Consider the following 14,651-nt stretch of genomic DNA (forward strand, 5'->3'; position numbering starts at 1 on the left):
GTAGATAAATTTTATAATCATACAAAAAATCCAGAATAAAAAATTATTCTGGATTTTTTTGTATGATTTGGGAAGACAATTGTTATTAAACCTTAAACTACAGCTTCCTCTTTTCGTTTGGGCGGCTTAACCAGATTTTGCCGGTTCAGACCAAACATCAGTAGTAACGGGCTGGCTACTAATACTGAGGAATAAATACCAAACACAATACCAATTGTTAATGCCATTGCGAAACCATGCAAAGCAGCTCCGCCAAATACCAGCATAGAAATAACCATTGCTTCTGTTGATCCGTGAGTAATAATTGTACGGCTCATGGTTGCGGTAATGGCATTATCTATGATTGCCGGTACGCTTTTACCACGCATATGTGGCTTACGGAAATTTTCACGAATACGGTCAAAGACTACTACGGATTCATTAACAGAGTAGCCGAGCACGGCAAGAACGCCTGCAAGTACAGTAAGAGAAAATTCCCATTGGAACAGAGCAAAACAGCCGAGAATAATCACAACGTCGTGCATATTGGCAATAATAGCAGACACAGCAAATCGCCATTCGAAACGCATGGATAAGTAAATAATGATACCAATCACAACCATGCCTAAAGCCAGCAAGCCATGAGTAACCAGTTCCTCGCCTACTTGCGGCCCGATGAATTCAACCTGACGCAAGCTTACACCTTTCTGATGCTGCTTGAGTAAATCCATCACTTGATTGGATAGTTGTGCTGAAGTCATATTGGCTTTATTGGGCAGACGTATCATAATCTGCTTATTTGTACCCAATGCCTGTACCTGTATATCTCCCAGTTTTAATCCATCCAGTTCTGTGCGAATTTTATTTAAATCAGCACTCTGTTTGAATTCCACTTCCATTACAGTTCCGCCGGTAAATTCTACAGAAAAATTCAACCCGCGAGTCACGAGAAAAAATACAGCCAGAATAAAAGTAATTAATGAGATCGCCGTAGTCAGCTTACCATAGCTCATAAACGGGATATCACGTTTTATTTTGAAGAATTCCATAATTTATTAAGCCTTACTTTTATCGGTGGCAGCTTTATCTGCAATCCAGATGTGACCGATAGACAGTGTTTTCAGTTTGCGTTTGCGACCATACCACAAATTAACAATAGCACGGGAAACTACTACTGACGAATACATAGATGTAATAATACCTAGACAATGTACTACAGCAAATCCGCGAATAGGCCCTGAACCAAAAATCAGTAGTGCTAGACCGGCAATCAAAGAAGTGATATTAGAATCCACAATGGTATGCCAGGCATGATCGTAACCGGCATTAATTGATATCTGCGGTGTGTTGCCATGACGCAGCTCCTCGCGGATACGTTCATTGATCAGTACATTCGAGTCTATTGCCATACCCAGTGTAAGAGCAATAGCTGCAATACCCGGTAGTGTCAGAGTTGCCTGCATTGCTGACAAGATGGCAATCAGGAACAACAGATTACATGACAGGGCAATTACTGAAAACAGCCCGAACATCCGGTAGTAAAGCATCATGAATATGGCTACTACTACGAAGCCCCATAAGGTGGAATGAAAGCCTTTACTGATATTTTCTTTACCCAATGAAGGACCAATAGTACGTTCTTCAATAATTTTCATTGGTGCTGCCAGTGAACCTGCGCGCAACAGCAAAGCGGTATCATTGGCTTCGGCAATATTCATATTGCCTGAAATAATGGTTTTACCACCGGGAATCGGTTCATTGATTACTGGTGCAGTAATGACTTCAGCTTTACCCTGATCGATAAGTACCATTGCCATGCGTTTACCGACATTGTTTCGGGTAAGATCGGCAAAAATACTGGCGCCTGTGCTGTCAAAGTTTACGCTGACGCCTGGTTGCCCGCGGTCGTTAAAGCTGGCCTGAGCATCATTAATATTGTCACCGGTTAGTTCGACCTGTTTGCTGACCAGTGTAGGCGCCCCATTACCTGCGGAAGACAATAGTTCAAATCCATCAGGGTTATGGCCTTGCAGTGCCTGTTGATACTGATTAGGATCATCACTAACCATACGTACTTGTAAAGTGGCAGTACGGCCAATAATATCCTTGGCTTTAGCTGTATCCTGAACGCCCGGCAGTTGTACGACAATCCTGTCCGGCCCGGCCTGTTGAATAACCGGTTCAGCAACACCTAGCTCATTAACGCGGTTATGCAGGGTATTAATATTCTGTTTCACTGCATCGGTACGGATTCTGGTCAGGACAGTATTACTCAGGCTGACAATCAGACGATCGCCATTCTGAGTAAGTGTTGCATCATTAAGATATTTTTTTAATCCGGATATGGCAGTGGACGCGTCATCTGCCGACTGGAAAGGGACAACCAGTGTCTGCCCGTTTTTAACAATATTGCCACTACGGATTTGTAATTTACGCAGCTGACGGCGGATATCACCTGCATAACTGTCAAGTGTTTTGTCAACGGCTGAGTCCATGTCAACCTGCATAGTGAAATGCACACCACCACGTAAATCCAGACCAAGGAACATCGGTTTGGCATGAATTTTTTCCATCCATTCCGGGGTGTTGGCCAGAAGGTTTAATGCCACAATATAGCCTTCACCAAATTTGGAAGCAATGGCATCACGTGCTTTAAGCTGAGTTTCAGTATCACTGAAACGTACTTTCAGACTGCCATCAGTTATGAACATGCCCTGATGCTGAATATGCGCATCAGCCAGAGCCTGTTTCACCGTATTTTCGGTTTGTTCATTAATGATAATGGCCTGACGGTTGGTAGAGATTTGTACTGCCGGTATTTCGCCAAAAAAATTGGGAATGGTATATAGCAGTCCCAATACGACTGAAACGATAATAAGCAGATATTTCCACAAAGGATAACGATTCATATTTGCTGCCTTGTTTGCAGACTATTGTTTTCAATTAATAAATGAAAAACAAAGGCCGCAACCGAATAGTTGCGGCAGGATAACTGGTTTTATTCTGGAGCTTTGCCACTAATAGCATTGCGTTCGAATTCTACTTCAACTTTCGGAGCAATTTCTAAAGTGAAGTACTGTTCATTTACTTTAGTGATTTTGCCGACGATGCCAGCTAAAGTGACAACTTTATCGCCTTTTTTCAGTTCGGTTAGCATTTGCTGATGTTTTTTATGCTTGCTCTGCTGCGGGCGGATAATCAGAAAATAAAATACAACAAGAATTAATAAAAGTGGTACAAACTGCATAAAACCACTTTGTGCAGCGGCAGTGTCGGCAGCATAAGCAAAATCAATCATGGGGCTACTCCGTTTAATTCAAGTAAATAACGCTATTAAACCAGATATTGTAATCGCCAATGATAAATTTATCCAGTTTTGCAGTGTTTTGCTTCAGAATAAATATTTGCAAACCATAATTATTATTACAGCAAATTTAATTCAGCCATTGATGTTATTTTTTCAGCAGTAACAATAAAATGATCCAATAAACGAATATCCAGCAGATTTAAAGCGGCTTTTATTTCTCTGGTAAATTGAATATCGCCGCTAGACGGCATAGTAGATTGTCCTGGATGATTATGTGCCAGAATAATTGAGACTGCGTGATGTTTTAGAGCTGCTGTAGCAACTTCGCGAGTGTAAACCCGTGCTTCATTGATGGTACCGCGCGCCAGTTCAATGGTTTGCATAAGCTCGTTACGCTGGTTCAGCAGTAAAGCAACACAAACCTCCACTTTTTCATAGCCTATATGTAAACGCAGGAAATCAGCCACTGCAGCCGGCTGAGTAAAAATAGGGCGGCAATAAATTTCTTCTGCCAGCATGCGTCTGCTTATTTCCCTGATTACTGCAAACTGGGTATAACTGGCAATACCCATTCCGTGATACTGACAAATTTGCTGACAATCTGCTTCAAGCAATGCGCGCAGACTGCCCAGTTGAGAAATAAGCTCTCGTGCCAGATCTACCGCACTCATGCCACGGGTACCGGTGCGCAGCAGGATTGCGAGTAGCTCGGCATCACTAAGCGCCGAGGCGCCCATTTTAAGAAGCTTTTCCCGGGGACGATCGTTTTGCGGCCAATGCTTGATGCTCATTATTACGATTATGTGAATTAAAGGACATAATCATAATATAGCTATGTAATAAAATAAATTGGTTTGAGAGCATATTCGGATTACTGAGTAACTTAAAAACAGTTTAATCCGCTAGGTTAATTAAAGTTTATTTTGTTTTAGTATGGTAGCGCTTATAAGCATCTTTAAAATGAACCTGTACTATCTCACTTGGTTTTTTATCATATAAACTAAAAATAATGATTGCAATTGATGCAAGTATGAATCCGGGGATGAGTGAATACAGATTTAACCAGTTAAAATTGATCCAAAGCAATACTGTGACGGCACCGGTAATCATACCGGCTAATGCGCCGTTACGTGTCATACGTGACCAGAATACGGAAAAAATAATAATCGGACCAAATGCTGCCCCAAAACCAGCCCACGCATGGCTCACCAAATCCAGAACGCTGTTATTCGGATTAATTGCCAGTAAAATGGCAATCACAGATACTATAAACACCATTATTCGTCCAATCCAGACCAATTCTTTCTGTTTTGCTTTTGGACGGAAAAATGCACGATAGAAATCTTCTGTCAAAGCGCTTGAGCAGACCAAAAGCTGACAACTTAAAGTACTCATCACAGCAGCCAGAATTGCAGCGAGAATAATACCGGCGATCCATTGATTGAAGAGTAATTTGGATAACTCGATAAAAATCCGTTCATGTTTTCCATTGCTTACCAGATAGCTTAATTCTGGATGGTTAGCAAAATATGCTATTCCGAAAAAACCGACGGTAATGGCACCGGCCAGACACAAAATCATCCATGTCATGCTGATACGGCGTGCGTTTTTCATTACTTCATGCGAATCAGCAGCCATAAATCTGGCTAAAATATGCGGCTGCCCGAAATAGCCCAACCCCCAGCCTAGCAATGAGATTATGGCGATAAAATCCATATGGGCAAAAAGGTTGGTATAGTCCGGATTCAGGTTTTCAATATGAATGAGTGCATCAGAAAAACCACCGGCATTAATGATTACCATTATGGGGGTTAAAATCAGAGCGAACATCATCAGACTTGCCTGAATGGTATCTGTCCAGCTAACCGCTAGAAAACCGCCTATAAGCGTATAAAGTATAGTTGCACCAGCTCCTGCCAGCATTGCCCAGCCATAGCTCATGCCAAAAGTACTTTCAAATAATTTAGCCCCGGCAACAATTCCTGATGCACAATAAATTGTAAAAAAAATCAGAATAATTACTGCTGAAATAATACGCAGTAACGAGCTGTTATCTTCAAACCGATGGGTAAAATAATCGGGTAAAGTTAACGCATTATGATTGATTTCTGTAAAAACACGTAGACGTCCGGCAATCAATAACCAGTTCAGGTAAGCACCAAGTATTAAGCCAATAGCTATCCAGCTTTGTGAGATACCAAATAAAAATACTGCCCCCGGTAATCCCATCAGTAGCCAGCCGCTCATGTCAGAAGCTCCGGCCGAAAGTGCAGTTACTACGCTGCCGATACGACGCCCGCCCAGAATGTAATCACCAAAATTCTGTGTTGACCGATAGGCAAAAAAACCAATTGCAATCATTCCTAAAATGTACACAGCGAATGTGACAATCATTGGCAAGGACATAGTTTTGAAAAACCCTGTGTATAAAAATTGAAATAAAAATGGACCGATTTGAACATTAAGGTATTCCGCTAAAAATTAGCCGAAAAATAAAATTCATTCCATTTTTTTCGATGTATGTTAAAGATTAAATAGTGTAATGTAATAATTGACCATGCAAGAGAATATCAAGGCAAAGCCGGATTTAACCTGCACGAATTGACAGAGTATATAATAATTGCCAGACAAAGTAATTATTATAATTTGTTTTTGGAAGCAATTACTATTTGCCAAAAACATTTGATTTTATCGTTCAGTTATAAGTGCAGACTCTTTTGAATTTGAGTCAATAAATTGCCATATTTTTTAATCTGCTAATCATTATGATTAAAACTATTATAGTGCTTCTATTGTCTATATATACGGATATTACTATTTTGATTAAATGGTTTTAGTATCAAAAATTTAACTAAATTATACGCTGATAAAGAGTAAAATTAATTACTCTGTTTTTGTGTTTTGGCTAGGTGAAGTTTAGATAAAATAGAGAACTAAATAAAAGTGGTCAATTTTATTGAATCATTATTTCTCAATAGTCAAAGGAAACTATGTTTGAATTTAATGCAGGTATTGTCGGAAAGGTTTCATGGTAAAGCAAAAAACTCAGTTTCAATGCCGCAGTTGTGGTGGAAGTTCACCTAAATGGCAGGGGCGTTGTCCTCATTGTGGCGAATGGAATACTCTGGAAGAAACAACAGTTTTATCTGCACCTTCTTCTGGCAGTCGTTTTCAATCATGGGCATCAAGTGAATCGGCGGTACAGTTACTGGCAGAAGTCAGTGCAGTTGAAATACAGAGAACGCCAACAGGTATGAGTGAGCTGGACAGAGTACTTGGAGGTGGTTTAGTAGACGGAGCTGTTATTTTGTTAGGCGGAGATCCGGGTATTGGAAAATCTACATTATTGCTGCAAACAATAGCCTTGATGGCCGAACAGGAATCCGTATTGTATGTTTCCGGAGAAGAGTCAGCTCAGCAGGTTGCTTTACGTGCCCAGCGTCTTGGTGTACGTGCGGACAAAGTTCATTTACTGGCAGAAATACGTGTAGAGGCAATAAGTGCAGTTATTGCACGCCAAAAACCCAGAGTGGTAGTAATCGATTCTATTCAGACCATGTATTCTGATGGTATTACTTCAGCCCCCGGTTCCGTGTCACAGGTTAGGGAATGTGCAGCACAATTAACCCGTCTGGCGAAGCAACAGGGTATCAGCATGCTGCTGGTTGGTCATGTAACTAAAGATGGCGCGATTGCCGGTCCCAGGGTGCTGGAGCATATGGTGGATACAGTATTGTATTTTGAAGGGGAAACTCATTCAAATTATCGTATGATTCGGGCTATTAAAAACCGTTTTGGTGCCGCTAATGAGTTGGGTGTTTTTGCAATGACAGAAAAAGGGCTGAAGGGGGTTTCCAATCCTTCAGCATTGTTTTTATCCAGTTATCGCGATGATGTTCCTGGCTCATGCGTTCTTGTTACTCAGGAAGGTTCACGCCCCTTACTGGTAGAAATTCAGGCGCTTGTTGATGATGCTCATGGTTTTGCTCCAAAACGATTAACTGTAGGGCTGGCTCAGGAGCGTCTGGCAATGTTGCTGGCTGTGCTGAACCGTCATGCCGGTATTGCCTGTTATGATCAGGATGTGTTTCTTAATGCTGTAGGTGGTGTGAAAATTACTGAACCGGCAGCAGATCTGGCTGTGATTCTGGCCATGCTTTCAAGCTATCGTAATCGACCATTACCGGAAAAGCTGATTGTATTCGGAGAAGTCGGGTTATCAGGTGAAATTCGTCCTGTTCCGCGCGGACAGGAACGTTTGCGAGAGGCAGAAAAACTTGGATTTACTCATGCCATAGTACCTGCAGCTAATTGTCCCAAACGAACGGCAGATTTTCCGAGGCTGACTATTATCGGGGTAAATTCGGTACAGGAAGGTGTAGATGCTACACGACGTGATTAATTTTATATTTGCCTTTAGCAAATTAAAAGAATAGGCTTTACTTTTGTAGGTGCTTTCGTACCGTCTAAGAAAAATCAAGGAGATAAAATATGTCACAGCCAATTAAACTAATTGCGATCATGGACCTGAAAGCCAATGCCTGGATAAATATTGCTGCTGCGGTTGAGCAATGTGTGAAATTGTCACGTAAAGAAAAAGGAAATGTGTTTTACACTGTTAATAAAGATTTAGATAAGGCTGACCGGATTATATTTATTGAATGCTGGGCTGATGATGCAGCAATTAATGAGCATGGTAATACTGAACATTTTCAAAACCTGATTAAAACAGTAGAACCATACTTGAGAGAACCAATGCAATTAATAAAATTAAGTGAAATTACTGCTTTTTAATTTTACAAAATATATTATCTCTGGTTCTCACAGACTATACCGGCTGAATTTTCAATTTTGATAAACTGATTTTGGCCGGATAAATTGCTATTTCCAGACGATGATTAATTTCAAATCTGGATTTAATTTTTGGTGACACAAGATGAAAACCGTTTATATCGAAGAACAAAAAGTTGCTTTAGGTAATATTTTTTGTATTGGAAGAAATTACACAGAGCATATTAAAGAGTTACATAATGTAAAACCTGAAGAACCCGTGGTATTTATGAAGCCAACTTCTTCTCTGGCTCTGGAGCCGGATGATATTCAATTACCATTCTATAGCTCTGATGTACATCATGAATGTGAGTTGGTTATCTATATGGCAGAAGATGCTTTCGATGTTCAGGAAAATGAGGCGTTAGATTATGTCGGTGGCTATGCTATTGGTCTGGATTTAACTGCGCGAGATGTACAGGCAGAGTTAAAGAGTAAAGGTTTGCCATGGGAAAAAGCCAAAGGGTTTTCTACAGCAGCCTGTTTATCGCACTTTATTCCACCAGCTGAAATTGATGATATCCAGCAACAGGAATTTTTCTTAAAGGTAAATGGAGAGATACGCCAGCAGGGTTATACAAAAGATATGATGTTTACGTGCCGGCAAATTATCAGTTATCTGTCCAGGGTTTATGGTTTGCAGGCAGGTGATATTATTTACACCGGCACACCTGCCGGAGTTGCTGCGATTCAATCCGGTGATGAACTGGAATTAATCTGGCCAGATAAAATCAAAGCTACATTCCGAGTAGCTTAAGCTAGCTTTAGTTGAGTAGATTTTGCATTATTCAGGCGCAATTTTTCATTGCGCCTGAATGCTTTGAGTAAATGATTTTTTAAAATCAACAGATAAGTTTCTTGATAATATTGCTATACAGTAGTGTCTAACAGTAACTGCACCCTTTATAATAACTTAATTTGAAAATTGAAATCTTTTTATGCCAAGCAAACCGTTGTCGCTCAGACTACCCTTTTGGTTAATACTGTATTTCATCTTGTGGACGGTATTACCTTTTATGCTTTCCTCAAGTTATCCCTTAGATGTTCCTGAGGGTATTTACTGGGGACGTGAATGGCAATGGGGATATTATAAGCATCCGCCATTTTCAAGCTGGGTACTCTATTCTTTTTACTATACTTTTGGTCATATTGGTCCGTATATTTTAAGTCAATGTACAATAGCATTGAGTTTATGGCTGGCTTATTTGTTCGGCCGGCAACTGATGAGCAAAAGCCGGGCTTTTATCGGTGCATTGTTTTTGCTAGCAATATTTTATTACACGTGGCCTTCTCTTGAATTCAATCATAATATTGCGCAAATGCCCGTATGGCTGGGTTTAGTCTATATCTTTTATCTGGCTATTCGAGAAAATCTCTGGAAATACTGGTTATTGTTTGGTTTGCTGGCTGGTATTGGCATGCTGGTAAAATATACCGTTGCCTTACTGCTCTTAACTATGGTGTTATATTCATTGTGTACACCGAACCGACGGTTATGGCTGACACCAAAGCCGTGGTTGGCAATACTGCTTGCTATGATTGTGTTTGCTCCGAATATATACTGGCTGATAGAGCATAACTGGTTACCACTGACTTATGCTTCAGCACGCTCAGCTGAAGATGCAAACCGTAACGGGCATCTGGCGGCTCTGGGCTATTTCGGCACTCAGCTACTTAATCATTTACCTATTTTATTTATTTTGCTGTTTACCCGTACACGATTGAGTTTACGCCCGTCTGTTCAGGTATTGCGTCAGCGTGACTGGTATTTTCTTTTATGGGTGGGATTAGTTCCTACGCTGATACTTGTATTTGCCGGACTGATTTTTGGACTAGGATTACGTGATATGTGGGGTATGCCTATGTGGGGCTTATCCGGACTCATAATCGTGTCTCTGATTCCCGAACCAGTATTTATATCTAAAGATAAATCTTTGCTGAAAGGTATAGCAGTCTGGGCGCTTATTGTTACCATATTGATGGCTGTTTATGTAGGATTCGGAGCCAGAATCCGTCATAAACCTTCTCGGATGGACTGGCCTCAGGCTGCACTGGCCAAACAGGCTGATGATCAATGGCAGGAGTTGTCTTCTTGTAAGCTTGATAGTGTGACTGGTTCAGACTGGGTAGTATTGCTGGTAGCTTCCTATTCAAAATTTGCTCCATCAGTCATGGTTTCCGGTAATTCCGCTTATTCTCCGTGGATGAGCAATAGTCGTTTACAGCAGCAAGGTACGCTGGCATTATGGCCTGCTGATGAACATCCTCAGACACCATGGTTAGAACTTTTAGCCCATCATTCTGAGCTGGTTGTAAAACAGGGTGAGTGGATAGTTCGATGGAATAAATTACCCGATCGAGAGCCTCTTAAGGTAGTCTGGCAGGCATACATACCGAAAAAATGTTTAAAACAACAATGATTTTTTATATTTATATAAAATTAAAAATGATTAATAATACATTTGGATTATCTCAGTTTGCTTTTAGGCTGAGAGGTAAATGATATGGATAAAGTTAGCACTGGTTTAAGTATTATTTTGCCGGTATATAATGATGCAGCAGCTATAAATCGCTTTTTGCCTGAACTGTTTGTTTTTACTAGTCGGCAGCAACAGAACTGTGAAATTATTTTAGTAGATGATGGTAGTAAAGATCATCTGACCACATTGTTTGAAACATTTCGACAGCAATTACCAAGTAATACAGCATTGAGGCTGATACAATTTTCGCGTAATTTTGGTAAGGAAGCTGCACTTACAGCCGGATTAGCGCAATCTCAGGGTGAACTGGTTACCATGATGGATGCTGATGGACAGCATCCGGTTTCAGTGCTGGAACAAATGCTTGAATTAATTCAGACCAATAATGTGGATGTAGTGGCTGCCGTACAGGCTTCACGTGAACATGAAGGCTTATTAACCCGGATATTGAAAAATGGCTTTTACCATTTTATGCAGGATACTCACCGGTATGAGCTGACACCTAATGCCGGTGATTTCAGACTGATGAAACGTTGTGTTGTTGAAGCTTTACTCAAGCTACCTGAGCGGCAGCGGTTTATGAAAGGGTTGTATGCATGGGTAGGATTTTCTACTATTTATATACCTTTTCAGGCCTCTGAACGACAGGCAGGCAAGAGTAAGTTTAATTATTTCAGCCTGTTTGAGCTGGCTTTAATAGGCATTACTTCGTTTTCCCAGCGTCCATTACGCTGGATTTCCAGAATGGGAATGATTATTTCATTCCTTTCGATTGTCTATGGATTGTATATCGTTGCTGATACTCTGTTTTTTGGCAAAGACCTTGCTGGCTGGCCGACACTGGCAGCCGGAATTATGTTTTCTGCCGGGATTCAGCTCGTTTGTCTTGGTGTAATTGGCGAATATATCGGTCGTATTTATGAAGAAGTAAAACAGCGGCCGCTTTATCTGATAGACAAAGTGTGGGACAGTCGCGAAAAATAATGAAATCTGTATCTGCACAAGGCATATGGTTTACTCTGGTAGGAGGAGCAGCCGCTGCTATGCATTTTTTATGTTTGGTGGTGTTAGTTCAATATGCTCACTTTTTACCTGTTTTGGCCAATCCTCTGGCTTTTCTTTGTGCTTTTGTTATCAGCTTTACCGGTCATTATTACCTTACATTCAGTCTGACGCGACATACATGGTTTCAGGCTCTCTGGCGCTGGTTATTCAGCTCTATAGCCGGTTTTATGATAAACCAGATTTTATTTATGGCAGGTATACACTGTTTTGGAAATCAGGCCTATTGGTGGTTATGGGTTATTGTTACGCTGATAGTGACAGTTTTATCTTTTATACTGGGTAAATTCTGGGCATTTAATGAAAAGGCACATAATGAAACCAGTAATGATTAACGTAGATGATCTGGGTTTATCTGCAGTTGTAAATGAAGCTGTGCTGCGTCTGTCTGAAATGGGACGCATACAGGCAAGCAGCTTTATGAGTCTGGGCAACATTGCTTCGGATGAGGTTGAAGAATTGAAAAAACAGCATATTGATATTGGATTGCATCTGGATTTTACCGGTTTTGCCGGGCTGGGTACGCTGAAACAGGTACTATCTAAATCTTATCTGCATGTATGGCCAGAAAAAATTTTGCAGGATATTATTAATCGCCAGCTGGATGCTTTTGAAGATAAAATTAGTAGTATACCTGCTTTTATCGATGGTCATCAGCATGTACATCAGTTCCCGCAGATACGCTCTGTACTACTAAATATAATCTTGCAGCGTTATGGAAATACAATAGCAGTACGCAGCACAAAAACTTCTCAGAAAGATATCAAGGCAAAATTAATTCATACCCTTGGCGGTCATGCTCTCGACAGAGCTTTAGATGCGGCAAATATTACGCACAATCATTTCTTTGCTGGTATCTATAACTTTAATGCCGATTTAAAAAATTTACAGCATAAATGGAACAACTGGCTTGGCATGTCTGCTGAACATCCATTGTTGATTATGTGCCATCCGGCAGTACCTTCAGAGCACTGGAATGATGAAATTAAAAATGCGCGTGAATACGAATGGCAATGGTTACAAAGTGAAGAATTTGCGCAATGCTGGCAGCAACATCATTGTTATGGCGTTAACTGGCATAAATTTAAACAATAGCTTTATTTTATACGCTAAAAAAGAGTAATACATAATAATGAACTTAATCACCAAGATTTACAGTATACTTGCATTTTTTAGCTGTAGTCATTAGAAAATCGGTCAGCACGTTTACGATTTATCAAGTACACTATCTGTATTGCATTACATCTGGATCATTGGAAATCAGATCGCAGCGAGTATTTAAGGATCGTTATGATCATATTTGAAAATATAAAAAAAACTTATATCAAAAATAAACAGCAGGTTCATGCCCTGAATGATATTAACCTTTCAGTTGATACGGGTGATATCTATGGGCTGATTGGGTGGAGTGGCGCAGGTAAAAGCAGTTTAATTCGTCTGGTTAACCAGCTGGAAAAACCAACATCCGGTACGGTTACTGTTGACGGTGTAGATTTAAACAAACTGGATACCAAGGCTCAGCGTGAGCATAAGAAAAAAATCGGCATGATTTTTCAGCATTTTAATTTACTGGAATCTAAAACGGTTGCTCAGAATATTGCAATTCCATTAGTTTTACAGGGATTAAAACGTGATGAGATAGACCGCAGAGTCGATGCTATGTTGTCGTATGTTGATCTGGCTGGTAAAAAGCAAAGTTATCCAAGCCAGTTATCCGGTGGTCAAAAACAGCGTGTCGGGATTGCCCGTGCTCTGATTACAGAACCAACAATATTATTATGTGATGAGGCTACTTCCGCATTAGACCCTCAGACTACTTTATCTATTCTGAAACTATTAAAACAAATTAATAGCGAACGCAATATCACTATTTTACTGGTCACTCATGAAATGGAAGTGATTAGCTCCATTTGTAATAAAGTAGCGGTGATGGAAAAGGGGCAGGTAATTGAGAAAGGAACTGTACTTGATATTTTTTCCGCCCCTCAGCAAGAGACAACGAAAAAATTTGTCAGCACAGTAATCAATGCAAAAATACCCGAAGCAGTGTTGGATAGTCTGGTTGAACAGGAAAATATATTCAGGTTGGAATTTTTAGGTAATTCAGCTAGAGAACCAGTAGTTAATGAGCTTATTTTAAAACAACTGGTGGAAATTAACATACTTTTTGCCAATATGCGCGAAATAGGCGGAGTAGTACTGGGAAGTATGTTTATCCAGATGAATGGTATTGAGACAGATGTAGAAAAAGCGTTGACATTTTTGCAGGACAGAGGCGTTCGAGTGGAAAGAGGTGGTGTATGAATCAGTGGTTTGATACCTCATTAACTGCTGACCAGTTTGGTACGGCAATATTGCAAACTTTCAATATGGTCAGTATCTCATTTGTTCTGGGATCGATACTCGGAACAGCCTTAGGTGTACTGTTATTGCTTACCCGTCAGGGAGGAGTATGGCCAAAGCCGATACTATATAATTTACTAAATATAATTATTAATATTATTCGCTCATTACCTTTTATCATTTTGCTGATTTGTGTGTTACCGATAGCCAGTCTTGCTATCCATACATCTATTGGTACCAAGGCAATGATCATACCGTTGATTATTTTTGTTTCGCCTTATATTGCCCGGTTAATTGAAAATTCCTTATTAAGCGTACCGGCAGGTATTATCGAAGCAGCTCAATCAATGGGAGCAACCAATTTTCAGATTATTCGCTATTTTATTTTACCTGAAGCTATGCCCTCTATTTTGCTGGCCTTAACTACAGCACTTATCGGTTTAATTGATGCTACAGCCATGTCTGGTACAGTTGGTGGCGGAGGTATCGGTGATTTAGCTGTTAATTACGGATACCAGCGATTTGATTATGTAATTATGATTGTTACAGTTGTCGTTCTGGTATTAATTGTACAAATTATTCAGACCATGGGTAACTGGCTTGCAGCTAAGACTAAAAAAAATTAACTTTCTATTTATTAAAAACGGCTT

The 14,651-nt window shown here is 40.2% G+C and carries 14 protein-coding genes; 9 read left to right on the forward strand and 5 right to left on the reverse strand.

Annotated elements, in window-relative coordinates:
* Positions 1-92: 92 nt before the first annotated feature.
* The 5 genes from secF to putP all read right to left on the reverse strand — a co-directional run bounded on the left by secF (position 93) and on the right by putP (position 5,692).
* Positions 93-1,028: a protein translocase subunit SecF gene (gene secF / locus GY065_RS05190; protein WP_174833322.1), complete on the reverse strand. Its 936-nt coding sequence runs from the start codon at positions 1,026-1,028 to the stop codon at positions 93-95.
* 6 nt (positions 1,029-1,034) lie between these two features.
* Positions 1,035-2,888, reverse strand: coding sequence for a protein translocase subunit SecD (secD, locus tag GY065_RS05195; protein ID WP_174833323.1), 1,854 nt, complete (start codon positions 2,886-2,888; stop codon positions 1,035-1,037).
* An 89-nt stretch (positions 2,889-2,977) separates the two neighbouring features.
* Positions 2,978-3,277: a preprotein translocase subunit YajC gene (yajC, locus tag GY065_RS05200; RefSeq protein ID WP_100116356.1), complete on the reverse strand. Its 300-nt coding sequence runs from the start codon at positions 3,275-3,277 to the stop codon at positions 2,978-2,980.
* A gap of 125 nt (positions 3,278-3,402) precedes the next feature.
* Positions 3,403-4,077, reverse strand: coding sequence for a DNA repair protein RadC (radC, locus tag GY065_RS05205; RefSeq protein ID WP_174833324.1), 675 nt, complete (start codon positions 4,075-4,077; stop codon positions 3,403-3,405).
* Positions 4,078-4,204: 127 nt separating this feature from the next.
* On the reverse strand, positions 4,205-5,692 hold the full coding sequence (putP, locus tag GY065_RS05210; RefSeq protein ID WP_174833325.1) for a sodium/proline symporter PutP: 1,488 nt from the start codon (positions 5,690-5,692) through the stop codon (positions 4,205-4,207).
* A 622-nt stretch (positions 5,693-6,314) separates the two neighbouring features.
* On the opposite strand from putP, the gene radA reads away from it, so the two are divergent.
* The 9 genes from radA (at position 6,315) to GY065_RS05255 (ending at position 14,627) form a co-directional block, all read left to right on the forward strand.
* Complete coding sequence (gene radA / locus GY065_RS05215) at positions 6,315-7,688, forward strand: DNA repair protein RadA (RefSeq protein ID WP_110414198.1); 1,374 nt, start codon at positions 6,315-6,317, stop codon at positions 7,686-7,688.
* An 89-nt stretch (positions 7,689-7,777) separates the two neighbouring features.
* A complete protein-coding gene (locus GY065_RS05220; RefSeq protein ID WP_174833326.1) occupies positions 7,778-8,080 on the forward strand; it encodes a putative quinol monooxygenase in 303 nt (100 codons plus the stop codon).
* A 142-nt stretch (positions 8,081-8,222) separates the two neighbouring features.
* Positions 8,223-8,873, forward strand: coding sequence for a fumarylacetoacetate hydrolase family protein (locus GY065_RS05225; RefSeq protein ID WP_174833327.1), 651 nt, complete (start codon positions 8,223-8,225; stop codon positions 8,871-8,873).
* Between the two features lie 259 nt (positions 8,874-9,132).
* A complete protein-coding gene (locus GY065_RS05230; protein WP_174833328.1) occupies positions 9,133-10,536 on the forward strand; it encodes a glycosyltransferase family 39 protein in 1,404 nt (467 codons plus the stop codon).
* Between the two features lie 84 nt (positions 10,537-10,620).
* Positions 10,621-11,580 carry a glycosyltransferase family 2 protein gene (locus GY065_RS05235; protein ID WP_174833329.1) on the forward strand — a complete coding sequence of 320 codons (960 nt, stop codon included), beginning with the start codon at positions 10,621-10,623 and terminating at the stop codon, positions 11,578-11,580.
* Entirely contained in the window at positions 11,580-11,993 is a 414-nt protein-coding gene (locus tag GY065_RS05240) for a GtrA family protein (protein ID WP_174833330.1), read from the forward strand. The genes GY065_RS05235 and GY065_RS05240 overlap by 1 nt, the downstream gene beginning before the upstream one ends.
* Positions 11,974-12,753: a ChbG/HpnK family deacetylase gene (locus GY065_RS05245; protein WP_174833331.1), complete on the forward strand. Its 780-nt coding sequence runs from the start codon at positions 11,974-11,976 to the stop codon at positions 12,751-12,753. Before GY065_RS05240 ends, GY065_RS05245 begins: the two co-directional genes overlap by 20 nt.
* A gap of 195 nt (positions 12,754-12,948) precedes the next feature.
* Positions 12,949-13,962 (forward strand): methionine ABC transporter ATP-binding protein, encoded by a 1,014-nt coding sequence (locus GY065_RS05250; RefSeq protein WP_174833332.1) that lies wholly within the window; start codon positions 12,949-12,951, stop codon positions 13,960-13,962.
* A complete protein-coding gene (locus GY065_RS05255; RefSeq protein WP_174833333.1) occupies positions 13,959-14,627 on the forward strand; it encodes a methionine ABC transporter permease in 669 nt (222 codons plus the stop codon). Before GY065_RS05250 ends, GY065_RS05255 begins: the two co-directional genes overlap by 4 nt.
* Positions 14,628-14,651: the final 24 nt, after the last annotated feature.

It is taken from the genome of Snodgrassella sp. ESL0323, from assembly GCF_013346865.1.
Taxonomy (GTDB): Bacteria; Pseudomonadota; Gammaproteobacteria; order Burkholderiales; family Neisseriaceae; genus Snodgrassella; species Snodgrassella alvi.